The 26,887-nt window shown below is 58.7% G+C and carries 16 protein-coding genes; 3 read left to right on the forward strand and 13 right to left on the reverse strand.

The features are described from left to right. Window positions 1-8: 8 nt before the first annotated feature. The 4 genes from V9K67_RS22635 to V9K67_RS22650 form a co-directional block, all read right to left on the reverse strand. Window positions 9-893, reverse strand: a complete 885-nt coding sequence (locus V9K67_RS22635; protein ID WP_336726545.1) for a PH domain-containing protein — start codon at window positions 891-893, stop codon at window positions 9-11. A 59-nt stretch (window positions 894-952) separates the two neighbouring features. Further along, window positions 953-1,768, reverse strand: coding sequence for an SUMF1/EgtB/PvdO family nonheme iron enzyme (locus tag V9K67_RS22640; protein ID WP_336726547.1), 816 nt, complete (start codon window positions 1,766-1,768; stop codon window positions 953-955). Beyond that, on the reverse strand, window positions 1,768-3,384 hold the full coding sequence (locus tag V9K67_RS22645; protein WP_336726549.1) for an arylsulfatase: 1,617 nt from the start codon (window positions 3,382-3,384) through the stop codon (window positions 1,768-1,770). The genes V9K67_RS22640 and V9K67_RS22645 overlap by 1 nt, the downstream gene beginning before the upstream one ends. Window positions 3,385-3,485: 101 nt before the next feature. Continuing rightward, entirely contained in the window at window positions 3,486-4,553 is a 1,068-nt protein-coding gene (locus V9K67_RS22650; RefSeq protein WP_336726552.1) for an endonuclease/exonuclease/phosphatase family protein, read from the reverse strand. A gap of 123 nt (window positions 4,554-4,676) precedes the next feature. Here V9K67_RS22650 and V9K67_RS22655 point away from each other — a divergent pair, with 123 nt between their 5' ends. From V9K67_RS22655 to V9K67_RS22665, 3 genes are all read left to right on the forward strand, one after another. After that, window positions 4,677-5,585: an AraC family transcriptional regulator gene (locus tag V9K67_RS22655; RefSeq protein WP_336726555.1), complete on the forward strand. Its 909-nt coding sequence runs from the start codon at window positions 4,677-4,679 to the stop codon at window positions 5,583-5,585. A gap of 11 nt (window positions 5,586-5,596) precedes the next feature. Next, window positions 5,597-6,058, forward strand: coding sequence for a DUF983 domain-containing protein (locus V9K67_RS22660; RefSeq protein WP_336726558.1), 462 nt, complete (start codon window positions 5,597-5,599; stop codon window positions 6,056-6,058). A 696-nt stretch (window positions 6,059-6,754) separates the two neighbouring features. Next, the gene (locus V9K67_RS22665; RefSeq protein WP_336726560.1) at window positions 6,755-9,148 is read left to right on the forward strand and encodes a metallophosphoesterase; all 2,394 of its coding nucleotides are present in this window, start codon (window positions 6,755-6,757) and stop codon (window positions 9,146-9,148) included. 89 nt (window positions 9,149-9,237) lie between these two features. Here V9K67_RS22665 and V9K67_RS22670 read toward each other — a convergent pair whose 3' ends face one another. The 9 genes from V9K67_RS22670 to V9K67_RS22710 form a co-directional block, all read right to left on the reverse strand. Beyond that, window positions 9,238-10,596, reverse strand: a complete 1,359-nt coding sequence (locus V9K67_RS22670) for an alpha/beta hydrolase family protein (protein WP_336726562.1) — start codon at window positions 10,594-10,596, stop codon at window positions 9,238-9,240. 802 nt (window positions 10,597-11,398) lie between these two features. Next, window positions 11,399-12,103, reverse strand: a complete 705-nt coding sequence (locus V9K67_RS22675; RefSeq protein ID WP_336726565.1) for a hypothetical protein — start codon at window positions 12,101-12,103, stop codon at window positions 11,399-11,401. A 165-nt stretch (window positions 12,104-12,268) separates the two neighbouring features. Further along, window positions 12,269-13,564 carry a pectate lyase family protein gene (locus V9K67_RS22680; protein ID WP_336726567.1) on the reverse strand — a complete coding sequence of 432 codons (1,296 nt, stop codon included), beginning with the start codon at window positions 13,562-13,564 and terminating at the stop codon, window positions 12,269-12,271. Window positions 13,565-13,709: 145 nt separating this feature from the next. Next, window positions 13,710-15,404: a RagB/SusD family nutrient uptake outer membrane protein gene (locus V9K67_RS22685; RefSeq protein ID WP_336726570.1), complete on the reverse strand. Its 1,695-nt coding sequence runs from the start codon at window positions 15,402-15,404 to the stop codon at window positions 13,710-13,712. 30 nt (window positions 15,405-15,434) lie between these two features. Next, window positions 15,435-18,617 (reverse strand): SusC/RagA family TonB-linked outer membrane protein, encoded by a 3,183-nt coding sequence (locus V9K67_RS22690; RefSeq protein WP_336726573.1) that lies wholly within the window; start codon window positions 18,615-18,617, stop codon window positions 15,435-15,437. A gap of 86 nt (window positions 18,618-18,703) precedes the next feature. Continuing rightward, window positions 18,704-20,266 carry a fasciclin domain-containing protein gene (locus V9K67_RS22695; RefSeq protein ID WP_336726575.1) on the reverse strand — a complete coding sequence of 521 codons (1,563 nt, stop codon included), beginning with the start codon at window positions 20,264-20,266 and terminating at the stop codon, window positions 18,704-18,706. 102 nt (window positions 20,267-20,368) lie between these two features. Beyond that, complete coding sequence (locus tag V9K67_RS22700) at window positions 20,369-22,081, reverse strand: fasciclin domain-containing protein (protein ID WP_336726577.1); 1,713 nt, start codon at window positions 22,079-22,081, stop codon at window positions 20,369-20,371. 15 nt (window positions 22,082-22,096) lie between these two features. Continuing rightward, entirely contained in the window at window positions 22,097-23,587 is a 1,491-nt protein-coding gene (locus V9K67_RS22705; protein WP_336726579.1) for a RagB/SusD family nutrient uptake outer membrane protein, read from the reverse strand. A 24-nt stretch (window positions 23,588-23,611) separates the two neighbouring features. Further along, window positions 23,612-26,875 carry a SusC/RagA family TonB-linked outer membrane protein gene (locus V9K67_RS22710; protein ID WP_336726580.1) on the reverse strand — a complete coding sequence of 1,088 codons (3,264 nt, stop codon included), beginning with the start codon at window positions 26,873-26,875 and terminating at the stop codon, window positions 23,612-23,614. Window positions 26,876-26,887: the final 12 nt, after the last annotated feature.

Here is a 26,887-nt window from a genome sequence, read left to right on the forward strand (position 1 = left end):
CGGCGGCATCAGTGCCGCAGCAGGGGATAGCCGTGCACGGTGACCCGGGCGATGCCCTCTAATTTAGCGCTCAGCTCAAAATCAGGGATCAGGATATTAGGAAGGCTGAATTCAGTACCGTCTTTCAGGTACAATTCCACCAGGGAAAAAGCGGCCAGCGAACTTTTGCCGTGTTTTATCCGGCAAAAGGTGGCACGGGCGATATCGGATTTATGGTACCGGACGGGGTTGTCCCGGGTTCCGAAATAAAAGACCTCATTTCCCTTGGACATGATGAGTAGCTTGTCCTTTGCATACCGGTAATAGTTCCAAAATAACCGCAGATGCGTACCAACCAGAAACAGGTAGGGGGCCAGGACCATCAAGATGCCCCACTCGTAGTGGTCCCGGCCCACATTCAGAAAGCTAAAAATCATGAACAACCAAAGACCAAGGATCAGGCCGCAGGTCGACCACAGGTACTTCCAGGCAACGGCCGGGGTAACCCTGTAGTGAAAGTCCCGACTGATAAAATGCGGCAGGAGGCGCCGGGGCCAGGTGTTTTCCTTTCGAAAGTCCCCCGGGTCAAAAGAAGGTGCGGCAAAGAAGCGCTCCAGGTAGGGGTCAGCTTCCGAAAGCTGGTGGAAGCTTTTCAGAAAAAGCCTTTTCCCGGCGTCAAAGTAATGCAGGACATACTTCCCATGGTAATAAGGTGACAGTCTCAGGTAATCGCCGTGTTTTCCTTCGATGGTTACCGAAGGACCGGTAAGGCCGACGGTGCTGTTGGCCCGTTGGTCGTTCCAGGGAAATTGCCGGATCAGGTCTATGGTGTCGGATAAGGTCCGGCCCCTTTCATCGGTAAACTCGCCCGTTTCAAAAGGGTGGTACTGGATCTTGGTAGTCAGTGTGGTCATTGCGACATTTTTCACCGGAAAAGCCGTCTTTCTCTTCGTCTCTTTTCCCTCTTTTTCTCTTAGTGGATGTTTTTGGCGCAGCGGAAGCCGATATGGAACAGGCCCGTTTCCGGGGAGGAGGTGGTAAAGCCCGCGATGCCGTAATTGTTGCAGGTGGTGGAGTCGCAGAGAAAGGAGCCGCCCTTCAGCACGCGGTCGCCCGTGGCCGTGGAGTCGGCGGTCCATTGCCACACGTTGCCGCCCATGTCGGTGAGGCCCGTAGTGGTCTTGCCGAAAATACCCACCGGGGCGGCTAGGGCATAGCCGTCTGCTACCGTATTCTTTTCCGGGAATTTTCCCTGCCAGACGTTGGCCGCGTACCGGCCGTTGACCACCAGCTCGTCGCCCCAGGCATAGCGGGTGGTGACGCGGCCGTTGCCCGAGGCGGCGTATTCCCATTCCGCTACCGTCGGCAGCCGCTTGCCGGCCCAGCGGCAGTAGGCTTCGGCATCCCGCCCGCTCACCTGTGTCACGGGGTAGTCGGCCCCTGCCGGCGCCTTGCCCCGGCCCAGGGGATGGTGCCAGCAGGCACCGGGCACAAGGGTCCATTCGCCCTTGCCCGGGTCCAGCACGCCGGCGCTGCCCGCTTTTTCGGCCTCCGTCACGTAGCCCGTGGCCCTGACGAATTTGCCGAACTGGGCCACCGTCACCGGCGTGCGGTCCAGCAGGAAGGAAGCGATGGGAAGCCCGTTCGTACGCTCTTCGCCCGCCCAGTGCAATTCCCCGGCGGGCAGCAGCAGCATACCCTCGGGCACCGGCGTGGCTTTGCCCGGGGCCTGGTGCCCGGCACAGGCCAGGAGCAGCGGCAACAGCCAGAGAATCCAACGTGCTTTCATCAGTTTTCCCCCCTGTCAATGAGTTTGAACGGAATGACGCCGGCACGGGTGGCCCAGCTGTCGTACAGGGCGGCCAGCTGCTGCACCTTTTGGGGTTTTTGGGCGGCCAGGTCGCGCAGTTCCGAGCGGTCGGTTTTGAGGTCGTACAGCCGCCATACGTTCTCGGGATAAAGCGATACGAGCTTCCAGTTGCCCTGGCGCACGGCGCGGGCGCCTTCATGTTCCCAGAAGAGGGCGTCGTGTCCTTTCCAGGCGGTGCCCTTCAGCAGCGGCTTCAGGCTGATGCCTTCGGTGGGCTTCACCGGCCGGTTTTGGAAGGTGCGGGGATAGGCCACGCCGGCCAGGTCCAGGCAGGTAGCCATCAGGTCCACCACGTGGGCGGGCTGGCTGCTGGAGCGGCCGGGCCGGATAAAGCCCGGGAAGGAGGCCACGAAGGGCGTGGCGATGCCGCCTTCGTATACGAGGTGCTTGTAGTAGCGGAAGGGCGTGTTGCTGACGTTGGCGCCGGGATAGGCATAAGCCGTGAACGAGGAGGAGTCGGAGGCGGGTTTGGTGCGGGCTTCGAGGATTTCGGGGGTGAAGCCGGGGCCGTCCACGTTTTCATAAGAGGCGCCGTTGTCGGACAGGAACACCACCAGGGTATTTTTCTCCTGGCCGGACTGCCGCAGCCACTGGCGCAGGCGGCCGATGTTCTGGTCCATGCGGTCCACCATGGCGGCATAAACGGCCATCTTTTCCTGCCAGTCGTGCTGTACTTCTTTGGAAGCGGTTTCCCAGGCCGGCACGTGCTCGTCGCGGGGCGACAGTTGGGCGTTTTTGTCCAGCACGCCCAGTTGCTGCATGCGCCGGAAGCGCTCCAGGCGCAGGGCGTCCCAGCCTTTGGCGTAGCGGTCGCGGTAGCGGGCGATGTCTTCGGGCAGGGCGTGCAGGGGCCAGTGGGGCGCCTGGTAGGCCAGGTAGAGGAAGAAGGGCTTGTTGCTGTTGCGGTTGCCTTCCAAAAATTTCAGGGCGTAGTCGGTATACGCATCGGTGGAGTAAAAGCCTTTGCCGGGCACGAACTCTTCGTTGTCCAGGGCGATGGTGAGCTTCTGGCGGGGGCGGTAGGGGCGGAGGCTGAAATAGCTGTTGGCCCCGTTGATGAGCCCGAAATAACGGTCAAAGCCGCGGTCGAGGGGCCAGTGGGGCCGTTTTTCGCCCACGTGCCATTTGCCGGTCATGAAGGTGGCATAGCCGCCGGCTTTCAGAGCTTCGGCGATGGTGACGCAGCTGTCGTTGAGGTAGCCCTGGTAAGCGGGCTGGGGACGGGTGTTCACCATATCGCCCACGCCGGCCTGGTGCTGGTAGAGCCCGGTGAGCAGCGACGCGCGGGAGGGGCAGCAGCGGGAGGCGTTGTAAAACTGGGTCAGCTTCAGGCCGCTGCGGGCCATGTCATCAAGGTGCGGGGTGCGGATCTCCGAGCCGAAGCAGCCGATATCGGAATACCCCATGTCGTCGGCCAGGATGACGATGATGTTGGGCTTTTTGACTTCTTCAAAAGATTTGGGCTGCAGGGTGGTCAGGCTCAACAGGGCAAACAGGGCCACCAGCAGCGACAGGCTCAGGACGATCCGGGACATGCGTTGGATTGAATAGATGATGAACGAAAAATTACCGCGCAAAAATATTGGCTTTTAGCCGATTAGCCGATCGGCTTTTTCGATGAGCGCAGTGCGCTTGCCTATGAGTCGGCCGGAACGGTGTCGGTGGCCTTATCGGCGGCCTCGGCCTTTTCTTCGGCGCTGGCTTCGGGGGTGTCCTGTACCCGCTCAAAGACGGGGTGGTACTGCAAATGGATGAACATGGCAAAGTGGTCCGACCCGTTGTGGGGCAGGCGCTGCATGCGGACGAGCCCGAAATGGGACGAACAGAAAATATAGTCCAGGGGGAAGCGCATCAGGGGGTTGTTGGCCGAAAAGGTGCTGTAAAAGCCCCGCCCCCGGCGCGGGTCGAGCAGGCCGCTCACCTTGCGGAACAGCCGCGTCACATGGCTCCAGGCCACGTCGTTGAGGTCGCCCATCACCACGCAGGGTTCCTGTTCGTGCTCCACGGCAAAGGCCACCTTCATCAGCTCTTTATCCTTGGCAGTGGAGTAAAGGGCCTCGCCGGGTACGGGCGGCTTGGGATGCAGGCCGAACACCTTTACCCAGGGGCCGGCCGGTAACTGCACCTCCGTTTCGATCGACGGCACTTCCGGATCGGTACGGAACAGCACCCGCGAATGGCGCAGCGGCAGGCGGCTGTAGAACAGCAGCCCGTAGGTATTGTCCAGGGGCAGCTTGATGCTGAAGGGGTAGTCTTTATCCAGGACCTGCAGGTTTTCCGCCCATAGCGGGTCGGTTTCCACCAAAAAAACCAGGTCCGGGCCGGTTTGCCCTATTTGCTGCAGCAGGTTGTCGAATTTGCGGTTGCTCTGCAGCACGTTGGCGGTAAAAATTTTCAGCGCGGCCTCCGGCCGCAGCTCGCGGGCCCGCAGCATCTCCTTCGGTGCCAGGGTGGTATAGGGAAATATTTTTACAATTTGGTACACACAACAGGCGGCGCACACCCCAAACAGGTAAGGAAAGGCACCTTCCACCTGCGGACGCAGTAAATACAGCAGGGCCAGGCAGATGCCGCCCAGCACCAGCTTCTGGAAACGGGGGTATTCCAGGATGCGGAAAGTCCAATAGTCGTTCCGGACCAGCGGAAGCAGGGTGACCAGTATGAAAGCCAGCGACAATATCCAGGCAGTAAGCGCTCCCAGCATCGGTTGCTTCTTTACGCATACCGTGAAATTTTCTTGCCATTTTTTAGCTCTGCCGGTAAAAAGTACCATAAGGGCGGCAAACAGTGCCATACCGGCGGGGCTTCCCTGCTGTATTTTTGTAAGGTGAACAGAAAGAACCACAGCGCCCCCAAAGAAGCCATCCCGGTCTACGACCTCTGCTCGCTGAGCGAGAGCAAGGACCCGCGGCAGGAACTGCTGGCGGAGCGCTTCGGCGCCTACCTGAAGCGGCATACGGAGCACCTACACCGGCCCCACCGCCATTCGTTTTACCACCTGGTGCTCTTTACCCGCGGCCGGGGCAGCCACACCATCGATTTCGAGCGGTTTGCCGTGCAGCCGGGGCAGGTATACTTTATGGTGCCGGGGCAAGTGCACAGCTGGCATTTCGAAGGCGAGGTGGACGGTTACATCATCCACTTTTCCGACCAGCTGTTCCGCTCGTTTTTGCAGGATCCCTACTACCTCGAACGCTTCCCGTTTTTCAGCGGCAACAGCGCCGAGGGCGTGTGCCAGCTGCCGGAAGACGGCTTGCGGCAGGTGTTCCCCCTGATGGAGACGATTTTAGGGGAAGCCGCCGGCAGCGACCCCTTCAGCCTCGACCGGGTACGGCTGGCCCTGCTCGACTTCTTTATCGCGGTGGACCGCCGCTGCGGCTCCGCCGGCCGCAAATCGGTGCCGCCCCAAAAGGCCACCCTGCTGCGCAGCTTTCAAAAGCTGGTGGACCGCAACTTCCGCCTCCTGCGCCTGCCGAAAGAGTATGCCGCGCTGCTGTACGTGACGCCCAACCACCTAAACGCCCTTTGCCAGGACCTGCTGGGCAAGACCGCCGGCGAGGTGATCCGCGACCGGGTGCTGCTGGAAGCCCGCCGCCTGCTGACCAATGCCGGCCAGACGGTGACGGAGATCGCCTACGACCTGAACTTCCAGGACAACAGCTATTTCAACCGCTTTTTTAAAAAGGAAACGGGGCAGACCCCCGAAGAGTTCCGCAAACAATTTATCCACGCCTAAAATTTACCGCTATGTGTGCCCAAACCCATTCTGAAAAACCCGCCCTGCTGTCCTCCCTGCTCACCCATAAATGCCCGCGCTGCCGCCGGGGTAAGCTCTATAAGCACCAAAGCGCCTACCAGCTCAAGGGCTTTATGCAGATGAATGCCCACTGCCCGGTCTGCGGCCAGTCCATCGACATGGAAGTGGGCTTTTATTACGGCACCGGCTATGTGAGCTATGCCCTGGCCATCGCCGTCACCGTGGCTTCCTTCCTGGCCTGGTGGGTGATCATCGGGCTGTCGCTGGCCGACAACCGCTTTTTCTGGTGGATGGGCTTCAACGCCTTGCTGCTGGTGGCCCTGCAGCCCCCGTTGATGCGGCTGTCCCGCACTATCTGGCTGTGGTTTTTCGTACGCTACAGTCCCGACTGGCATAAAGGCGACGTGGTGGCGGCCGAACGCACCAACGACGGGCTGAAAAACGCCTGGTAGGTTGCAGCCTAAAAAAGGCCCCCGGTGGATACAGGGGGCCGAACCAAAGCCAATAGAACGAAGAATAAAGTTTCCTGCCTGCCTTCATGTTGCCCGGCGCCGTACCGGCCACCGCTTCCTGTTATAACGATGATGCATAAGCGCATTTATCGCTTCCCCGCAAAAAAAGCAGTCGGGCCATCACCCTGAAAAGATAATACGCCAATAGGATGCCACCTGTCCGGAAGTCTCTTCACTTCCGGACAGGTGGCATCCTATTGCTGTATAAACGTAAACATACATTCTGAAAATAGTTGGGAGGGCTTTCGTTATAGCCGGTTCCTGCGCCTGCCGCGCCTGCTTTTTTCCTTTATTCCCAAGGCCGCTTTTAACCGGCTCCCTTCTTCCTTCCTTTCTTTCTGAAGAAAATCTGAATTCTGGAGGGACTTTGAAGCGAGGAAGAATCGCTTCGGTTCAGAATTCTTGCAGAATCTTCAGCATCAATGCTTTGTGCATGTGTTTGTCTTGATATTCAGTGGAAATACCTATCTGTGCGGGCGAAAAAACCGCTGCACGGCTATTATTTTCTTCCGCTTGTTTTTCGCTTTTTCCAGGGCATGCATTACTGCATAGGAGTTGCATCCCCACTACACGGTCTTTAATGCCTTGCTTCTCAACAGGCGGGACCAAGGAAGCCCCTCACCTAAATCTATTTTTATGAAAAAAAAGATCTTTACAATTATTTGTTTGTTCCTGCTGGGCCGGCAACTGCCGGCGCAAACCACGCTGGTTCCCTTTGGAGCCAACTGGAAATACCTGGATAACGGTAGCGATCAGGGTACCCTTTGGAAGGAGTCTTCTTTTTCGGATGCCGCCTGGAAAACCGGCCGGGCGCCCCTGGGTTATGGCAGCGGCGAGGAGGAAAAAGTCATCGGCTATGGCGGCAGCAAATCCCAAAAGCATACCACCTCCTACTTTCGCTACAGCTTTTCCGTAGCCGACACGGCGGGCATTACCGGCTACCGCGTCAGTGTAAAACGCGATGATGGCGCCGTGGTCTATATCAATGGCAAAGAGGTGTACCGCACCAACATGCCCGGCGGTGTCATCACGCATACCACGAAGGCCAATGACCATGCGGTAGGCGATGGGGCCAGCCCGGTCAAAAAATCCCTGCCCGCCGGCATCCTGTTTCCCGGCCGCAATACCATAGCGGTGGAAGTGCACCAGGCCACCAACAGCAGTGCCGATATGTTCTTTGACCTGGAACTGGCCGCCACGATGCTTTCGTCCCAGCCGCCGGGAGGAAATGACGGGGAAGGGGGCAGCGGCGAGGAAGAGCCCCAGAACCCGGGCGGCGATGGTGCCGAGCTTACCCGCGGCCCCTACCTGCAGGTGGGCAATGCCACCGGCGTCACCCTGCGCTGGCGCACCGACAAGGCCACCGACTCCAAAATAGAGGTGGGCACCAAGGTCGGCGTCTACACCCTGTCGGCCACCGATGCCACCAAAACCGTCGAGCACATCCTGCGCATCGACAGCCTGAAGCCCGACACGAAGTATTATTACCGCTTCGGCTCCACTGCCTCCATCCTGCAGGGCGACAGCACCCACTTTTTCCGCACCGCCCCGCCGGCCAACACCAACCGCAACATCCGCATTGCCGTTTTTGGCGACTGCGGCCAGAACGCCCGGAACCGCCAGACCGGCACCCTGAAGGCCTACCAGGATTACGTAGGCAATAAACCCGGCGAGCTGCTGCTCATCCCCGGCGACCTGGCCTATGACGACGGCAAGGACGCCGAATTCCAGAAATACTTTTTCAACGTCTACAGCCCCAACATTTTGCGCAACCACGTGCTCTTTCCCGCCCCCGGTAACCACGACTACCACACCACCAGCAATACGGCCCGCACCGCTCCATATTTCAAAAATTTCACCTTTCCTACTAATGGCGAAAGCGGCGGGGTGCCTTCAGGGGCCAAAAATTATTATTCCGTAGACTGGGGCAACATCCATGTGCTTTGCCTGGATTCGTACGGCATGGAGTCGGATGATAGTTACCTCTACGATACCACGGGCAAGCAGGCCACGTGGATGAAAAAGGACCTGGCGGCCAACACCCGCGAATGGGTGGTGGTGATCCTGCACCATCCGCCTTACTCCAAGGGCGACCATGACAGTGATGTCGAAGGCGCCCTGAAGCGGATCCGGGCCCGGGTGGTGCCCATCTGGGAGCGCTACGGCGTGGACCTGGTGGTCGGCGCCCACAGCCACAACTACGAACGCTCCTTTCTGCTGCGCGGCCATTACGACCAGTCCTCCAGCTTCAAGGCCTCCAAGCATGCCACCAGCAACTCCTCGGCTAAATACAACGGCTCGTCCAACTCCTGTCCCTATGTTACCTATGCGGGGCCGGGCAAAGACAAAGGCATCGTGTACGTAGTGGCGGGTTCGGCGGGCGCTTACAGCGCTGTGCAGAAGGATTTTCCGCACAAGGCGCAGCCGTTTGCCTTTGCCGATGGCGGCTCGTTGTTCCTGGAAGTGGAAGGAAACCGCCTGGATGGAAAGTTCCTGCGCATGGACGGTACTACGGCCGACCGCTTCACCCTCATGCACAGCGTCAACAGGAGCGTGGAAGTGCCTGCAGCCCGGGGACATGCCACCCAGTTAACGGCCTCCTGGCGGGGCAATTACAAATGGTCCACCGGCGAAACCTCCCGCAGCATCCGGGTGAATCCCGGCGCCACCACCGCCTACAGCGTAGTGGACGAGTACGGCTGCATTGCCGATTCCTTCCTGGTGGAAATAGGAGGGGCGGCATCGCTTACCGCCGACAGGGCGGAAGCCGAAGCCGAAATGGTGACCGCCGCACCTGCCTTCCGGGTGTATCCCAACCTGGTTGAACGGGGCCAAAGGGTCAGCATCCGTTCCGGCTCGCCGGACTCCTATGAGCTGCTGGTGGTGGATCAGAACGGACGGGTGGTCCGCACCCTGCGCTTCCGGGGCTTTGCCTCGCTGGAAACCGGCCAGCTACCTTCCGGCACCTATTTTCTGAAAATGAAAGGAAAGGATCCTCTGCCGGGTACCCGGTTTATCGTTACCCGGTAAGGCCAAACGTAATTTCGGTTAACCAATTGTGTGAACAGATCAAAGGGGCATGCGGCTGATTGGCTGTATGCCCCGTTGGTTATAATTCCTTACATTTTCGGAGGCTTTAGGTATTGCTTAAAGAACGTATAGAGGCTGGTTAATGATTCGCCGGTTTGCGGCACGGAATGACCGTTGCCGTAATTAACCAGCTCCTTTGTAGGCACTCCTATAGAGTCCAGCCTGGTTTTGAAGTGCGCTACCTGGTCCTGGTAGTACCGTTCATCGGAAGTGTTGTAGAAAAACAGGGCAGGAGCGGTAGCGGAAGATTGAACCAGGTGGGCAGCTCCCATGGATTGCCATAAGGCTTTATTTTCTTCCAGCTTTCCCCAGGCCCAGGGGCACCGGGTCTCCAGGTTCGTATCCCCATCTCCCAAAACATTATAGATCTGGGTGTAATCAAATACGCCGGGGCCCAGGGCCGCGGCCTGCACGTTATCGGAAGTGCCGGTATGAAAACCTGCCTGTTCAAAGTCCGGAACGGACTTATCGCCGATGGCCAGTGACCCGGCTGTGGAGCCCCGCGAGAATCCGTAGATGCCGATCTTACCCGACAGGCCCAGGCGGGCGCCCTGGGCACGAAGTGTCCGAACGGCAGATTTTACTTTTCTTGCGGCATCGGGATTGGTCTGGTAGGATTTGTAGGTGTCGTTAGGCCCCTGTGCAGGCTTTCCTTTTCCCCAGGGACAGTATTTGGGATGGTCGGCTATGGCCCAGGCAATGCCGTTGGCGGGCGCACCTTCCAAAAACGAATCGTTGAAACCGGCTAGGCTATTTCCCAGGTTTAACCGCTGGTGCTTGTTGACATCCGTGAGCATCTTTTTCGCTTCATCGTAAGTCGCATAGCTGTTGGAATACGAGAACGATAAAATAACGGGAACGGCCACTGCTGCATTTGCCGGGTAGATAATGTCCATGTATAAGGAATCTCCCGTAGTATATTCCGCAGGGGTGTTGTAGACCGTTGGATCATCCCTGAAGTAAGGCAGGTTGCGCCGGATGCGGTACCCTTCAAACAGCACGTAGGATTGAAACGTAGAGCAATTGGTTAAGCCGCAAAACGACCCGGCCGCAATGGAATCATTGATGGCAACGATGTCCTCATTGATCTTCGGGCTGATCGTGTTGGCATGGTGGGCATACTTCAGCTCGATGACGCGGTACCCCTGGGCAAGCAACCAGGCCACGTTTTTGGCATTGCTGTTCCTGCCGATCTTTTTTACCTGCAGCTGCTCCAGGTACACCACGGTGGGGTATTTGCCCGCAAAATCCCGCAGGGGGTGAGGGGCTTCGGTGGCGGTATACACAATCTCCTTACCCGTAACCTTACTGGTCCATTTACCTTTGGAGGACTGGGCGGCACCAGCCAGATCAATTAAAAGTGCCAAAAACAAGATGACTTTATTCATACGATACCGATAGGAAAGCGGTGGAAAATAAGGCAAAGTAAAGAATACCCACGACTACAGCCTGTTTCAATTTTCGAACGGAAAATCATAACGCTGCTAACTGTCGGGGGATTTGGATGCAACGGCTATCGTAATTTTCAGGCAGGAGGCCCATGGGACCGTAAGGAAGAAAACTGCGGTACCGTCTCGTCCAATGGGGGGCATTACTGGACCGGCAAGGACGTCTGCGGCATCAATACCGCACAGGCTGTCGCCGGGCAAATGACCCATATTTTCTGGACAGTAAGAAAGGCAGGTATCACCCAAGAATGCCGCGACTCCGTATTCATTGAACGGAATGTGATCAATGAATTTTCCGTGGATTATTGACAGACCTGACCCTGTACCCCGGAATTGTAGTGCCATGCACCATCTATTTATGGTAAGATCATGCACCTAAGGATTGTATTCAGGGAAAGGCATGCATCCTGAAGTGTTATAGGTCGAAGCGCCCTTCCCCGGAATACAATTCCGGGGTACTTGGGTCGCCTCAGTTATGTCTTGCGTTTATTTCCTGTTGCCCTCCTTTGGGGGTGTTACAAAAAGTCTTTCTCTATGGTCTCAGAAGCTTTTCACAGCACGGAGGGACAACGTACCCCGGAATTGCATTCCCGGGGAAGTACACTTCATCCTAAATAGTAACAACAGATCGAAGCGTCCTTACCCGGAATGCAATTCCGGGGTACGTGATTCGGCCTTATTCGAAAAAAAGGAAGGGCACTGTAGCCATAAAGAAGGGGCTTGCCCTTCGGCAACTGTTTTTTTACTTTTTAATAAAAGGCTTCCGGACCCGGTCCCAGAGCGTGGGGTTTTCCTCCATGCGTTCCTCCCGTTCCTTCCGCTTTTTTTCTTTGGCCTTCGCCCGTTCCTTTCTGGCCTTTTCTTTTTTCCGCATCGTTTTGCGGTCCCAGGTAAACTTGTTTTCAATGGGGAAGTAATAGCGCAGGGAAAGGTAGAGGGTGTTGACCTTGTCCAGTTCCTTGTCGCCCACCAGCAGGTTGACGCCGTTGATCAGGTGGAAGCCCAGAAAGCGGAAACCCACGGCCGGGTTGATCCCGTACTTGTGGTTACCGTCAAAGTCGGTAAAATAGGCGATGTTGGCGCCATAAGTCAGGTTGATCCGGCCCCTTTTCCGCCATAAGCCGGCTTTATACCCAAGTATATGGTTGCCGAAATTGTATTCGAGATTTGCCGTGGCGCCGGTGATAATGGGTTTGGTCAACGCGAGTTTCCGCCAGTGGGCTTCGACGCCCATTTCAAAAAAGGTGGACGACCCTTTTTGCAAGCCGATGATGGCACCCTTGTTCCTCTGGTACAGCTTCCTTTTATAGCCGGGTGGGAGCAGGTCCTCCGAATAAGGACGATACGCATAAGCAGGCGCTTTCGGGTCATAGCCGGCAAAGGAATATTGCGCCTGCAAAGAAGTGCTTAGAACGAACAGGAACAGGAGACAAAGCTGACTTTTCATAAAACAAATATCCTCACGGCACCGGTGAAAAAATGGAAAACCAGCACCCATAACGGTGATCCCGCCGATTTATTTCCGGTGTGGATAATTCCCCGGCCCCCAAAAAGGAAGACCGCCTTGCGGGCAGTCTTCCTTTTGCATTTCAAATTATAAAAACAGGGGCCGTTACCTGCCGGCCACCTTGCTGTCCGCAGCAGGCTTCTTCACCAGCTCGTTCAGGTATTCTTCCAGGCGGGTGTAGCCGCTTTCTTTGACGATAGCGGTGGCGTCGCCTGCCTTCCTGGGGTTCAGCTTGTGGGCTTTTTCCCAGGCGTCGGGAAGGCCGTCGCGGTCCGTATCTTTCAGGGAGGGGCCGCCGTTGACGGTGCCCTGGCCGCCGGCATCCGCTTCATTTTTGATGATCTGTCCTTGTTTTCCTTTCGATTGCACATAACCGATGATTCGGGTGTCGATGGCGTCGCGGTGCAGCGAGGCGCCGGCTTCGGCCACCACCCTAGAGAACGCATCGGCAGCGCTTTCCACTACCACGGCCACGGAAGGATTGTTTTGCTTTTGGGGTACCAGGGTGGCTTTTTCCCGCACGAAGTCGGAGTCGGCCACCAGGCGGCCGTTCAGCACGCCGTCCTTATCCAGGTCCACGTAGTTGCCGCCGTGGAACACGTGGTCGGTGGCGGAGAACATGCTGATAAAGTCGGTGCTGGAATTGGGTCCGGCTACAAAGTAGTTATTGATCACATCCTGGTGGTGGTCGGCTGCCGAATGGCCGCCTACCAGCCCGCTCTTGCCCCAGTTGTACACCACGTTGTTGATGTACTCGATGCCGGCCTTGGCCTTGGGGTTGCGGCTTTGGTTGCCGGCCCACAGGCAGTGGTGGATGGTCACATTGGTCGGTCCCTCGAACAGGGCGCCGAAGCGCTGGGGGTCGATGGATTCGCCAATGAGGCAGTACTGCATGGTCACGTTGCTGCTGTTCTTGATGTGCAGGTCGTCCCAGCGGCCCCACTGGATGGAGATATGGTCGAAAATAATGTCCTTCAGGTTGTCGGCCACCACGGTGCAGGCGCCGCGGGGCATGCCCGCGCTGCCGCGGAAGCGCAGGTAGCGCACAATGGTGCTGTCGGAAAAGGAAACGCCGTTGCCGTAAAGCACGATGCCCTCACCCGGAGCGGTCTGCCCGGCGATGGTGAGGCGGGAGGCGGCACGGATCTTTTCTTTGAGGTGAATGACGCCGCCGACATCGAATACGATGATGCGGCCCGGCTGGCTGACGGCATCGCGGAACGAACCTTTGCCGGAATCCGCCAGGTTGGTGACATGATAAGTGCTGCCGCCGCGACCGCCGGTGGCGAACCGGCCGAAGCCTTCGGCCCCGGGAAAGGCCAGCTGCTGTGCCTGTGCGCCGGCAGCGGAGCCCAGGAGCGCTGCGGCCAGCAGGCCCAAAGTTTGGGAGAATAATTTCATTGTTTGGTTTTGTCGGTTAAGGGTGAATAGTTAAAAGTGAACAGTAAAGGAACCATGGAGCGGATGAAGTAAGGCAAATTCAGAAAGGACATTCCCAATTCCCAAATTAACCAATTAACCAATTCCATTGTTCCTTCCCCCCCGCTTATTGCCACTTAAAGGGCAGGTACCACTTTTCGGGGTCCATCAGGCGGGCACGGGCGGCCCCGGCCTGCGGATTGTTTTCCTTTTGCAGCTTGGTGTACACCTTGTCGGCCAGGAAGGCGGGGTCATTGCGGCGCCGGGCCACCCGTAGCAGGTCGGACCAGCGGCGGCCTTCATAGGCCAGTTCCAGCCCCGACTCGTTGATGATGCCGTCTTCCACCTGCAGCACGTTGAAGGTGTCGATCTTTTGCGAGTACAGGTTGGCGCGTCCGCGCAGGCCCACGTTCAGCGCCCAGTCGCCGGTATAGGAAGGGTTGTCGGTTTTGCGGGCGTCAAAATCGTAGGGAGCCGGCAGGCTGGTGATGCGGTTGGGAACGGTGGTCATCCCTTGGTTCACCAGCGCATAGGCCACGGCCGGCTGGTTGTCGCGGTTGGCGGCTTCGGCAAACCCCAGGTGCAGGGAGGCAGCGCGGTACAGGAACCATTTGCCGCCCTTGTCGAACAGGTTGGCGGGCGCGAAGCCGGTACCGGTCAGGTAGTTGTACAGGTACTTCATGATCACCGGCTGGCCGTCGAGCTGGCGGTAGCTGAACACGGGTCCGCGGGCATCAAAGGGAAAATCGTTCTTCTGCTTCTGGCTGTTCCAGGCTTCCATGGCGGCTACGGACGGCTTTACCTTGTAGTGGCCGCCGCGGTTGGAAAACAGGTTGATGAAGGGGTTCACCGGCTGGAAGCGGCTGTCGAAGGGCAGGTACCACAGCCACTCGTAGTTGAACAGGGCATCGTCGTTGCGGGCAAAGATGGAGCGCCAGCCCTGGGTGTTGTTGTCAATGATCTGGGTCTCGTCCTGTTCGCGGTAGCGCTTGTACCAGACCGCCAGGTCGTCGTTGTCGCCGGCCGACAGGCCGGTCATGCGGTAGTTGTACAGCTGGCCGGTGCCGGTTTCCATCACTTCCTTATACTGGCGGGCGGCCTTGTTGTACTGGCCCTGCCAGAGGTAGAGCTCGGCCAGCAGCACTTTTTTGTTAATAAAGAACTTGTTGGTCTTGTAGCCGTCCACGGTGGTCACCAGGCTGGCCGTAGCGCTGTAGGGCTCGCGGGTCGGCAGGGCCTCCACGGTTTTCTGCAGCGAGTCGATCAGGGCGGTCAGCCCGATGCGGGGCAGGCGGTTGATGCTTTCCAGCTCCGCAGCGGTGGAAAGGGGGGCGGTGATGTAGGGCACCTTGCCGTACTGGATGCCCAGCTGCAGGTACACCCAGCTGCGCAGCGCCGCGATGTCGGAATAACGCATGGCGTACTGGTCCTCTTTCAGCTTTTTGTCGCGCAGCATCCCGTCGAGGTGGTACAGCACATCGTTGCAGTTGAGGATCACTTCATAAAAGGGCCTCGGGTTGGCATACGGGCTGGACTCGCTGACATTGTGCTCGCTCAGCTGCTTCTGGTATTCGTCAGCGTTGGCGGTGGGGGCCATCAGGTCGGCCCGCAGCTCGTTGAGCACTACGTAGCGCTCCGCCAGGTTCATGAACTTGCCGTACACGCCCAGCACGGCGGCATCGGCGTCGAACACGTCGCGGTACATGTTTTTCTCTTCCAGCACATCCCCGGCATCGGTTTCCAGCATTTTGCGGCAGGAGCCCAGGACCACGGGTACCAGCACCACGGGCAGGATATTCTTCAAAAATTTCAAAACTCGCATAGTAAAATGGCAATAATTAGATGAATAAGATTACAATCCCAGTCGGATGCCGGCCTGGGCGCTGCGGTACTGCGGTTCGCCGAAGGCGTCCACGCCCTGCCCGAAGAAGGAGGAGGTGGCGCTGAACTCGGGGTCGTAGCCCTTGTAGCGGGTAAGGGTGAACAGGTTGTTGGCGTTCAGGTACACGGTGGCGTATTTCAGAAAGCCCGGTTTCAGCGGCAGGTTGTAGGCGGCCGACACCGTTTTCAGGCGCAGGTACGAGCCGTCCTCGATCCAGCGGTCCGAAAAGCGGCTGTTGCCCATGGGGTCGCCCCAGGTGGCCTTCGGCACGGAAGTGACCTGGCCGTCGGTATGCCAGCGGTTCACCACGGCCCCGGTCTGGTTGGCAAAACCGCTCATAGCTTCCAGCTGGCTGCGGGTGAAGTTGAACACGTCGTTGCCCTGGCTGAAGGAGAAGAGGGCTTCCAGCGAAAACCGTTTGTAGGCGACACGGGTGTGCACGCCGCCGAAGAAGTCGGGGTTGGGATCGCCGATCACCTGGCGGTCGGACGCGTCGATCACGTTGTCGCTGTTGGTATTAACGAAGCGCAGGTCGCCGCCGCCGAAGGGCACCAGCGAGCCGTCGGCTTTGCGGTGGTTCAGGCCCTCGGCCGCTGCCTGGGTGCCGGAGGCGTATACGCCGGCGGTCTGGTAGCCGTAGAACCGGTTGGGTGCTCCGCCTACTTCGGTGATCATCGTGGCGCCGGAATAGTCGGTCAGCACCGTGCCGGCGGGCAGGGTGGTCACTTTCGACCGGTAGGAGCCCACGGTAAAGCCGGCATCCCATTTCAGGTTTTTGCCGTTCACCAGGCGGGCGTTCAGGGCCGCTTCCCAGCCGGTGGTCTTCATGCCGCCGCCGTTGGACAGGGTAAAGTCCATGCCGCTGCCGGTGGGGGCGGGCAGGTACACGATCATGTTGTCGGTCTGGTGCTGGTAGGCATCCACCGACAGGTTGATGCGCTCGTTCCAGACCGACAGGTCCAGGCCGCCGTTCAGCTTGGTCACCGACTCCCATTGCAGGGCGGGGTTGCTGATGTTGCCGCGCACCAGCCCGGAAATGCCCAGCAGGTTTTGCGGAACATAGTAGGGGCGGGCGGTGAAGTTGCCGATATCGTCGTTGCCGGTCAGGGCCACGGAGGCGCGCAGCTTCAGCAGGTTGATGAAGCGGCTGCTGGCCATAAAGTTTTCGGACGATACCAGCCACGAGCCGGCCAGGGAGGGAAACAGGGCGAAAGCGTTTTCCCCCAGGGTGGCGGTCATGGGGTTGCCCGGGGCGATTTCTTTTCCGAAGCGGGAGGAGCCGTCGGCCGCCATGTTGAGCGACACGAAGTACTTGCCCAGCAGGCTGTAGTCGGCGCCCAGGTAGGTGTTCAGCCAGGCCCATTCGCCCAGCGAGCCGCCGATGCGGCGCAGGGAGTTGAGGCCGTAGCCCACGCCTTTGAGCTGGTCGGTGGCCGAGTTGAAGCCGAGGCCGTTGTCCTGCTCGGAGCTGCTGCGGCTGTAGCGCACGCCCAGGCGGGCCGACAGCTGGTGGATATGGTGAAACGTTTTGGTATACGCCAGGCGGGTATCGGTGTTCAGGCCGAACACGCGCATCACCTGGGCGCCGGAGCGGTTGCGGGCCACGGCATTGTCGAGGGTGTCGGCCACCACGCCCAGCTCGGGCGTGAAGAACGACTCGCGGATCTTGTCGATGTTGACGCCCAGCGTGCTGGCCAGCGACAGGCTGGGCGTGAAGGCATAGCTGAAGGTCACCGCGCCGTTGAAGCGGTAGTTTTTATTCAGCCCCTGGGCATAGCGGATCAGGGCCGCGGGGTTGCTCACGCCCAGGGTGTCCTTGTCGGCCACTTCGGGCGATTCGACGCCGGAGGCCGTGACCTGGTTGGCCCCGAAGAAGGGCGCCTTGACCAGGGCCGCGTACATGGGGTTTGTTTTGATGCCGGGCCCGCCGTCGCGCAGGTTCTGCTGGTAGTAGGTAAAGCTGAGGTTGGTGGACGCGGTCAGGCGTTTGCTCAGGTTCAGGTCGGCATTGAAGCGGGTATTGTACCGCGTCAGGTTGGTGCTGCGCACCGAGCCGTCGTTTTTGAGGTAGCCCATGGTCAGGGCGTACTTGGCGATGTTGTCGCCGCCGGTAATTTTCAAATAGGCGTTCTGGGCGCTGCCGTTGCGGAACACCTTGTCCTGCCAGTTGTTGTCAAAATGGTTGGCGTAATAATCCGGGCTGCTCTTGTCGTCGTTCATGAAGGGCAGGGCCTGCACCTGGCTGGAGGAGAGGCCTTTGGACTGCAGCATTTCGGACAGGTATACCCGGTAGTCGGCCGCGTTCATTACCGGCTGCTGCGCCGGGGCGAAGTTCACGCCGCCGTACACGGCCGCGTCGATCTGGGTGGCCTCCTGGCGGGCGCGGGCCGTGGTGATGAGGAGCACGCCGTTGGCGCCCTTGGCGCCGTAGATGGACGAGCCGTCCTTCAGCACGCTGATGTTGTCGATATCCTTGCTGTCGATAAAGGCCAGGGGATTGTTGGTGTTGCCCGGGATGATGGAGCCGTTGTAGCTGTCCTGGTCGTACAGCACGCCGTCCACTACCACCAGGGGCTGGTTGGTGGCATAGAGCGAAGAGGTGCCGCGCAGGAACAGGTTGGCGCCGGCGTTGGGGGTACCGGAGCGGCGCACGGCATTGAGGCCGGCCACCCGGCCCTGCAGGTAGGCATCCGGGGTTTCGCTGATACCGTTCCAGTTGCCGCGGGTTTGCACCGTAGCGGCGGCGGCGGTCAGCTGGCTTTTGGGTGCGGAACCGGAGGGCAGCGTCACGTCCTGGTAAAAGGAGGGGTAGTCGGCTTCGAACAGGGCGGTGCTGACCGTTTTGCGGCCTTTGAGGGCGATCTCGGAGGCCCCGTAGCCTTCGGCCTCCACGCGTACGGCCACGCCGTAATGGGGCACTTTCAGGGTAAAGTTGCCGGCGGCATCGGTGATGGCGGCAAACAGGCGGCCGTAGGTGACGCGGGCGCCGGCAACGGGCTTGCCGGTAGCGGCATCTTTTATGGTGCCGGTGACCGCTTTGCCGGCGGCCTGCTCGGAGGCGGGCTTGCCGGCGATATCTTGAGACTGGGCCTGCAGCGACAAACCAAGGAGGAACAGGGGCACGGCCGCAAGGCTTTTATTTTTTCGTAACATCAGTCGGATAATTTAAACGTGAATCGTGAAGGGTCCGCTTTCGGAAACCAACTCGTGAACTTGTAAACTCGTGAACTCGTAAACTTTTAAGGAATAACCGGCACAAACTTCAAATAGTCCAGCGTCAGGTTATAGGGAATGCTGTTGACCGTGGTGGCCGGGGCCTGCAGGCGGATACGGCGGGTGGCCGGCGTGCGGGTATAGCTCCTGCCGTCCGGTGTCCGATCGGGGTAGGACAGATCCCAATTGTAGCTGTCGTTGGTATACTCGCCCAGGTACACTTCGGAATAATCCCGGGACTTTACCTTGGTGGTGATGCTGAAGGGGGGCGTAGCCATGCTGCTGGTATCGGCGCCGATGCGGATCAACTGGGTCAGGGTGGAGTCGGAGCCGTAGGCGTCGTCGCGGCTGTTGCCGGAAGCCGTACGATCGCTGTAGGCCACCATGTAAACCTTGTATTTGACCGAGTACAGGTTGTTGGAAATATAGTCGACGAACTGGCTGGCGCCGGAGCTGCCGAGGTTGAGGTAAATGTCTTTGAAGGGTTTATTGTTCAGCGAGTCGAAGCGGTTACGGTAAAACACTTTCGACAGGTACTTATCCACGATGGTGGCGCTGAAGCCCAGGGGATTTTCGCCCTGCACATAAGTAACGGGCACCATTTCCTGCTGGTTGAAGAGGGCTTCGTCCAGCACGTAGACGATACCGTTGCTCAGTTTGCGGGTTTCCAGGATGGCGGCCTTGTTGATGGGGACCCGCACGCCGAATTTCGACTGCAGGGCTGCCGGCAGCTGCTCGGGGCCATAGTAGCCCCGGATGGCCAGGTGCTTCGCCACGTTCCAGAGGCTGTTGCTGTTGTTGTAGGCCGGCTCCGGGCTCTTGAAATACGCCCGCTGCTTGTTGGTCTCTGCCAGGAAGGCATTGTTGGACAGGACGATGTAGGTGTACAGGCTGTCTTCGCTGGCCAGGTTATAGACCTTGTCCAGAAAAGTGTTCAGCCGTACGATGCCGGTATTGGGCTTGTACACGGGCTGGCCGGTGGCGGGGTTGATGCTGTCCAGTTCGGCTTTTGTGGGATCCTGGGCGGTATATACCCGGGAGGCCAGGTAGGCATTCTGGAGAAAAGTGTTTTTGGTGCTGTCGACAAACTGCCAGATGCTGGGCAGGGGGGCGATCACCTTGTCGATCACATGCAGGGCGCCGTTGCGTACGTACACGTCGGCTTTGCTGAGGACGGCCTCGTCGAAGTGGCCGCGGTAAAAGACCACCCGCTTGCCGTTGAGCATCGGCACCCGCAGGGAGTCGGTCGCCTGGCGGGTAAAGAACAGCTGGCCGGAGATGTGGTTCAGCAGGAAGGCCTTCAGGCGGGCGGTATCGGCCACCACCTCGGCCGGCAGGCTTTTCAGCGCTTCGTTGGAGGGCGCCCAGACGGTATAGGTTTTCGAAGAGCTGATCTCTTGGTCCAGCCCGGTTTTTACCAGGTACTGGCCAAAGGTGCTCAGATCGGGCACAGTGCGGATGTGCTCCATCAGGTTTTCATTCAAGGCCTGCTCGCCGGCAGCCACGTGGTCGTCCCACTTTTTGCAGGATGCCAGCCCCACCAGGCCACAAAGGCCCCACAGCAGGAAGTTATTTTTTATCGAACGCATTTTGGAAAAATTAGTTAGGGACAATAGTCATTGGTCTTTAGATATTGGTTGGCGGTTTGCCAAACCTGGCAGGTTTTAATAACCCGCCAGGTTTCTGCAGCATCAATAATTTCTGTACTCCTTCGAGCCGTCTTTATTGAAGCGTGGGTTGAGCTGGTTCATGCCTACGGGAATGAAGTGGATCATGTCGAAGTTGCAGTCCCCGTTCTTGCCCGACACCAGGTCGAAGCGGATCTTGTGGCGACCGGTGGCTTTCACATCCACGATCCCCAGCATGCGGCCGGAGGTGGATCCGGAGCGGAGCGATTCGGATCCCCACCATTTCCAGCCCAAGGCCTCCATTTCCGGAGCGGAGGTTTCCACTGGCGTCACTTTGGCGATCTTCTGGTGAAACTGGATCAGGGCGCTGGTCAGCGGCACGCCGTCAAAGGAGGCCTGTACCGCGCTTTGGGTGGAGTTCTGTACATAATAGCAGAACCATACCTTGTATTTTCCTTTTACCAGCAGCGGTGTGTTGAACTCAATCCAGGAGTTGCCCTCGCAGGAGCCTCCCTCGAAAACGGAGCCGGAGGTGCCCATGCCCATCTGCCAGTAGTCGCCGTAAACGCCGTTGACGCCGGTTTTGTAGCGCAAGCAGCTTTTTTCCCATTTGATGTCCTTGAAGGCATTGCCGTCGTTGTAGTCGAACAGGAAGGTCTTTTTGCGGTAAACAGCGCTCAGGCGGGTCAGCTCGGGCACTTCGGCGCACAGGTCCCAGTACACGGCGTAGGGTGCGCGCACCTTGGGTTGCAGCACGCCTTTTACGCGGTGCAGTACGCCATTGATGGCCGATACGTCGCTGGTGGATTGCTCCAGCTCAAAGCCAGTCTCGTGGATCTTTTCGTTCATGCCGGTGGTGTATTCGTCATCGTTCACCAGCACGCGCTTGATGGAGTCCTGTTTGCTGGTGACCACTTCCAGGGGCACCAGGGTCTCATGGGAACCGGCCATCACGATGTCGGCCAGGTATTTTACATCCGGCAGGATGTGGTAGGCCACGAAGATGTTCAGGCTGTCGGTGGTGCTTTTGGGGTCGCCTTTGGAGTAGCGGGCTTTCAGGGCGTCGTAGCTGGCAAAGCCCGAATCACGCAGCGACTGGTTGGTCTGGGCCAGGAGGGTATACCATTTGCGGTTCTTCCCGCCGGCGGTATCGTTTAACTGGTCGTAATAACCGGTTTCTTTTACGGCCTGCAGGAAGATGGAGTATTCGGGGTCCAGCTCCAGCAGGTTTGCCAGTGAGCTGCGCGAAGGGGTGAGCACATGGTCGATCACTTGCAGGATGCCGTTGCCCAGTACTACGTTGGGCTGGGTGATGGCGGCCTGGCGGTTGACCTGGAACGAGGAGGTTCCGTTGCTGTTGGTGATGCCGGTCACCAGGAACTGGCCCTGCATGGTCACCGACGGCAGCTTGCCGTCGTTAAAGTCGCTGGTGCGGATTTGCTCCTCCAGCAGGTGAAACTTCAGCAGCTCCTGCAGCTCGGCGGAGGTGAACTGGTCCAGCGAGGTTTTTCCCGTTTGCTTCAGGTAGGCGTCAAAGGCCGCGTTGGTGGGCGCAAACAGGGTGTAAGTACCGTACACGTTCAGGGCCGACTCGTACCCGGCCTTCTGGATCACGGACAGCAGCGAAGAAAAGCGCTGCAGCGAATCCTGTTGCAGGTATTCCAGCAGGTTCACGTCCGAGGTGGTGGTTTCGCGGAGCTCGGTTTTCTTGCAACCGGCAAAGGCGGCCAGGAGGGCGGAGGCAGATGCCAGGATAATAAAAATGTATTTTTTCATGATGACAGGCAATTGCTATTTATAAAAGGGGTTTTGAACGAGGTTCTTGTTGGTTTGCAGTTCGTATTCGTAGATAGGGAAGTAGTGGCTATTGTGGTCCTGCATCTTCAGCCGGGCGGTCCGCACCATGTTGGCCGGAACCGTGTTGGACACCATTTCCTCGAGGTAGTCGCGGTGCTCGTAGTTGTTGCGTTTGGCGTAGCGCAGCACGTCGTACCAGCGCTTGCCTTCGAACATGAACTCGCGGGCGCGCTCTTCCAAAATAAACTGGGCGATGCCGGCCTTGTTTTGCGGGTTGGTGTTGGTGGCGGGCAGGGCGTTGGCACGGTTGCGGACAAACTGTACCAGCTCCAGGGCCTCGGCGCCGCGGTCCAGCTCGTTCAGGGCTTCGGCTTTCATCAGCAGGATGTCGGCGTAGCGGTACACGAACCAGTGGGTATAAGAGTCGCCGGAAGCGATCAGGTCCTTGGTGTTCTGGCCCACGTATTTCCAGATCACGTTGTCCTCGGCCCGTACGGAGGCGCCGTCGGAGCGCAGGTCGCGCTGGCCGGCATCATCGCCGCCGTACACCTGGTCCAGCACGCGGTTGGCGGCCAGGAAGCGCTTCTTACCCGAGGCGAACATGTCGAAGAAGGTATTGAGCTTTTGGGGATAGAACTGGAATTCAAAAATGCTTTCCGGGGTATTGCCGGTCCGGTACAGGGCGTTGAACCAGGAAGAGGCGGGGGCCAGCAGGCCATAGCGGCGCGAGGCGATCACCTTGTTGCAAGCCTCCAGGGCGTCCTGGTAGCGGTCCATCCACAGGTACACGTCGGCCTGTAGGGTGTTGACGGCATAGCGGGTAAGACGGCCTTTATCGGAGGCGTTGTCGCCATAAGTGAGGGGTGTCTTCGGCTCGGCCTCGGCCAGGTCCTTGGCGATTTGGGCCAGCACCTCTGCCTGCGGGGTTTTAGGAATAGTGGCGATCTCTTCGTCGCTGGAGGTGGAGGTGAGCTTCAGGGGCACGTCGCCAAAGGAGCGCACCAGGTAAAAGTACATCAGGGCGCGCAGGGTTTTGGCTTCGGCCATGTAGCTGTCCAGCTCGGCCTGGCTCAGGGTCTGGTCGGTATTGCGTACCAGGGGACCGAAGTCCAGCACGGTATTGCAGTAGTTGATGGTACGATAGAGGGGACGCCAGTTCACGAGGGTGTTGCTGGCCACGGTGTTGACGTTCATCACCTCCAGTTCCTGGTTGGTGGTGCCCAGCGAGGGGGCCAGCATGTCAGCCCGCAGCTCACCCCAGAGGAACAGCAATTCGGCCAGGGAGCGGTCGCTGCCCTTGGGGTCGCCCAGCAGCGAGGAGTAGGCGCCGATCACGGCGGCGTGCAGCTGCTGCTTGGTTTTCCAGTAATCTTCCCGCACGATGCCGTCGGTGGGTTTCAGGTCGAGGCCCTTCTTGCAGGAAGAAAAGGAAAGGGCGACCAGCGCGGCGCAAAGGGTTTTTTTGAGTATATTCTGCGTAAACATTTTTTTCGAAAGTTTTTAGTTGCCTTAGAAAGTTCCGGTCAGACCGAGGGTGAACATGCGTACCGGCGGGGTCATCGAGTTGTCGGTGGCCACGCGGAAAGGGTCGCTGCCGCGAACACTCACTTCGGGGTCCTGGCCGGTGTAGCGGGTCAGGGTAAAGATGTTCTCCGCGGTGGCGTAGGCACTCAGGTTCTTGATCCGCAGGCGGGTGACGAGGCTCTTGTCGAAGTTGTAGCGCAGCGTCACGGTGCGGAAGCGCAGGAACGAGCCGTCTTCCACGTAGCGGGAAGAGCCCAGCCAGTTGTAGCCGCTGTTGTACAGGGCGCGGGGGATCTCGGTCACATCGCCTTCCTTGCGCCAGCGTTTCAGCACGGTGGTGCTCTGGTTGTCGTAGTTGTACATGGCGGTGCTCTTCATTTCCGTACCGTTGATGATGTCGTAGTTGTAGCGGAAGTTGAAGAAGGTCGATAGGCGCCACTTGCCTTTGTAGGCGGCGTTCAGGCCAAAGCCGCCAGTGAACTGCGGGTTGGAGTTGCCCAGGTACACGATGTCGCGGTAGTCGATGGTGCCGTCTTTATTGATGTCGTCGTACATGGCATCACCGGGCTGGAAGGTGTAGTCGATAGCCGGGTAGTTGAAGCGCATGTACACGGTTTCGCCGTTGGGGCGCACGATGGGCTTGCCGGCGGCATCGCGGGCGATGGTGGCGTCCATATCCTTATACACGCCCTTGTAGCGGAAGCCGTAGAACGAGCCGAAGGGGTTGTCCACCTGCATATAGGTCTTGTATTGGCCGTTGGTGGTGATGTTGCCTTTTTCCAGGGGGTAGAATTCCGAAATTTCGCGAATGACGTTCTCGTTGCGGGCGATATTGAAGTTCACGTCCAGGGTCCAGGTCTTGGTTTTCAGCGGCGTGGTCTGCAGCGAAGCTTCCCAGCCCTGGTTGTCCATGGTGCCCACGTTCATGTCCACGTCGTTGAAGCCGTTGAGCGAGGCGATCTGGAGGCCGTTGAAGAACAGGTCTTTTGTACGGTTCTTGTACACTTCGGCGTCCACCACTATGCGGTTTTTGAACATCGCGAGGTTGAAGCCGAGGTTCTGGCCGATGACGGTTTCCCACCGCAGCTTGCGCAGCTCCATGTCGGAAGAGTAAACGCCGGCCTGGCCGAGGTAGCTCCAGCCGAAGTTGGCGTAGGTGTTGTAAAAGCTGTAGTCGCTGCGGGGGGCATTGCCGCTGCGGCCGTAGCTGAGGCGCACGCTCAGGTCATCCAGGTAGGGCTTGATGCGGGATTTCTGCAAAAATTTTTCGCCGGAGATGCGCCATCTTCCCGAGATGGAGGGGAAGGCGCCGTAGCGATGGGCGGCCGACAGCTTGGAAGTGGCGTCGCCGCGCACGCCCACGTTTACCATGTAACGGTCGTCGTAGCCGTACTGGGCCGAGAGCAGGGCGCTGCGGTTGGCCGTTTGCCCGGTGGTGGCGGTCAGGTTGGCGCCGCTGCTGGTGGCGCGGCTGTCACTGGCAGGGTCCTGCAGCTCCGAGGAAGCCGTGTTGGTGCTTTTTGCCTGGTACGAAACCGAGTTGCCGTCGAAGGTCATGAAGTTCAACAGGCCCATGAAGCTGTGCTTGTCGTTTTTCAGCTGGGGGGTGTACACCAAAGAGGTTTTTGTCTGCACGTTGAAGCCGTCGTTGTCGCCGTCGTAGGCCACGTTCACGGTGTTTTCGGTCCAGGGCCGCCCGGTGGCGATCTGGGGCAGGAAGTTCTTGCTCTTGGTGTTGTTGATGTCGAACTGCACGTCGGCGGTGGCGTTCAGTACTTTGGGAATGATCTGGTACTGCAGGTTGAACTTAGGAATCACGCGCTGGGTGACCACTTTATTGGTGGCGCTGTAGGCTAGGGCCACGGGGTTGTAGGTGCCGGGGTATTTTCCCTGGATGTTTTCGGCCGGGGAAAAATAGTTGGGCGTAAGGTTGCCGTACTCGTCGTATTCGTAGATCCCCATGTTGGGCATGCGGATATAGGCCACGCTGCGCACCCCGTCGGAGTAGTTCTTGTTGTTTTCCGAGTGGGCAAACGACAGGTCGGTGCGGAAGGTGATGCGGTCCGACACGTTGTAGTCGAGGTTGATGCGGGTGCTGATCCTTGTCAGGTCGGTGCCCACGGTGATGCCCTTCTGGTTGAGGAAGCCCAGCGAAGCGAAGTACCGCGCTTTGGCACCGCCGCCGGTCATCGAGATGTTGTGGTCCTGCGTATTGCCGTTGCGGCTGATGGCGTCCACCCAGTTGGTGTTGTTGCTGTAGTTATAATAATAGTACGGGTCGTTGGGGTCAAATTTGAACTCGTTCACGGTCTGGCTGTTCAGCGGGATGCCGTTGCGGTTCATATAGGCCTCGGGGATCAGGTTGGAGTACTGCTTGCCGTTCAGCATCGGGATGGGCTTGGCCTTTAGGGCGTAGGAGCCTTTAAAGGTGTAGCTGATGGTGGGCTTGCCACGGCTGCCGCGCTTGGTATTGATCACCAGCACCCCGTTGGCGGCACGGGCGCCCCAGATGGCAGTGGCGGCGGCGTCCTTCAGGATGGTGATGTCCTTGATGTCGGAAGGGGCGATGTTGAGCAGCGAGGCATAGCCCTGGTCGTCGGCGGTGCCGAAGTTGAAGTCTGAGGGAATGGCGGTCTCGTAGGGCATGCCGTCCACCACGATCAGCGGGTCGTTGGAGGAGTTGATGGACGAGGTACCGCGGATGCGGATCTGCATGCCGGCGCCCGGGTCGCCCGAGTTGGCGGCAATGTCCACGCCGGCCAGGCGGCCCTGGAGGGCCTGGTCGATGGAAGTGGCCTGCATTTCTTCCATTTCCTTGGCGTTGATGCGCGAGGCCGCCAGGGTGGAGTTGCGCTCCGGAACCGGCAGCATGCCGTTGTCGCTCTTGCGCTGGGCCACCACGATCACTTCATCGATCTCCTTGGCGGTGGATTCCAGGGTGACGTTAAAAACCTTTCTGCCGTTCAGGGGCAGGTCTTCCTGGCCTTTGAAGCCGATGATGGAAAACGATAAATGGTGTTTGGGATTGGAGATGCGGATGGCAAAGTTGCCGTCCACGTCGGTGCTTACGCCGCGGATGGTACGCTTTTCGGCGTCCACTTCGGTCACGGATACGCCCATGATGGGCTGCTTTTTATTATCCACAACCTTCCCGGTAACGATCAGGGTCTCCTGGGCCTGCACCTTCATCAGGAAGGGGAAGAGCAGGACGCACAGGAAACAGGCGATGCGGGCTGTCAGAAATCTCATACGAATGCGTTG

The sequence above is a fragment of the Huijunlia imazamoxiresistens genome (genome assembly GCF_037132455.1).
GTDB lineage: Bacteria > Bacteroidota > Bacteroidia > Chitinophagales > Chitinophagaceae > Flavisolibacter > Flavisolibacter imazamoxiresistens.

What these genes read in the sequence shown, in the direction of transcription:
- V9K67_RS22710 (WP_336726580.1), bottom strand. Translation starts at nt 26,875, where the DNA reads ATGAGATTTCTGACAGCCCGCATCGCCTGTTTCCTGTGCGTCCTGCTC.
- V9K67_RS22660 (WP_336726558.1), top strand. Translation starts at nt 5,597, where the DNA reads ATGTGTGCCCAAACCCATTCTGAAAAACCCGCCCTGCTGTCCTCCCTG.
- V9K67_RS22650 (WP_336726552.1), bottom strand. Translation starts at nt 4,553, where the DNA reads ATGCTGGGAGCGCTTACTGCCTGGATATTGTCGCTGGCTTTCATACTG.
- V9K67_RS22635 (WP_336726545.1), bottom strand. Translation starts at nt 893, where the DNA reads ATGACCACACTGACTACCAAGATCCAGTACCACCCTTTTGAAACGGGC.
- V9K67_RS22640 (WP_336726547.1), bottom strand. Translation starts at nt 1,768, where the DNA reads ATGAAAGCACGTTGGATTCTCTGGCTGTTGCCGCTGCTCCTGGCCTGT.
- V9K67_RS22705 (WP_336726579.1), bottom strand. Translation starts at nt 23,587, where the DNA reads ATGTTTACGCAGAATATACTCAAAAAAACCCTTTGCGCCGCGCTGGTC.
- V9K67_RS22690 (WP_336726573.1), bottom strand. Translation starts at nt 18,617, where the DNA reads ATGTTACGAAAAAATAAAAGCCTTGCGGCCGTGCCCCTGTTCCTCCTT.
- V9K67_RS22645 (WP_336726549.1), bottom strand. Translation starts at nt 3,384, where the DNA reads ATGTCCCGGATCGTCCTGAGCCTGTCGCTGCTGGTGGCCCTGTTTGCC.
- V9K67_RS22695 (WP_336726575.1), bottom strand. Translation starts at nt 20,266, where the DNA reads ATGCGTTCGATAAAAAATAACTTCCTGCTGTGGGGCCTTTGTGGCCTG.
- V9K67_RS22665 (WP_336726560.1), top strand. Translation starts at nt 6,755, where the DNA reads ATGAAAAAAAAGATCTTTACAATTATTTGTTTGTTCCTGCTGGGCCGG.
- V9K67_RS22680 (WP_336726567.1), bottom strand. Translation starts at nt 13,564, where the DNA reads ATGAAATTATTCTCCCAAACTTTGGGCCTGCTGGCCGCAGCGCTCCTG.
- V9K67_RS22700 (WP_336726577.1), bottom strand. Translation starts at nt 22,081, where the DNA reads ATGAAAAAATACATTTTTATTATCCTGGCATCTGCCTCCGCCCTCCTG.
- V9K67_RS22675 (WP_336726565.1), bottom strand. Translation starts at nt 12,103, where the DNA reads ATGAAAAGTCAGCTTTGTCTCCTGTTCCTGTTCGTTCTAAGCACTTCT.
- V9K67_RS22685 (WP_336726570.1), bottom strand. Translation starts at nt 15,404, where the DNA reads ATGCGAGTTTTGAAATTTTTGAAGAATATCCTGCCCGTGGTGCTGGTA.
- V9K67_RS22670 (WP_336726562.1), bottom strand. Translation starts at nt 10,596, where the DNA reads ATGAATAAAGTCATCTTGTTTTTGGCACTTTTAATTGATCTGGCTGGT.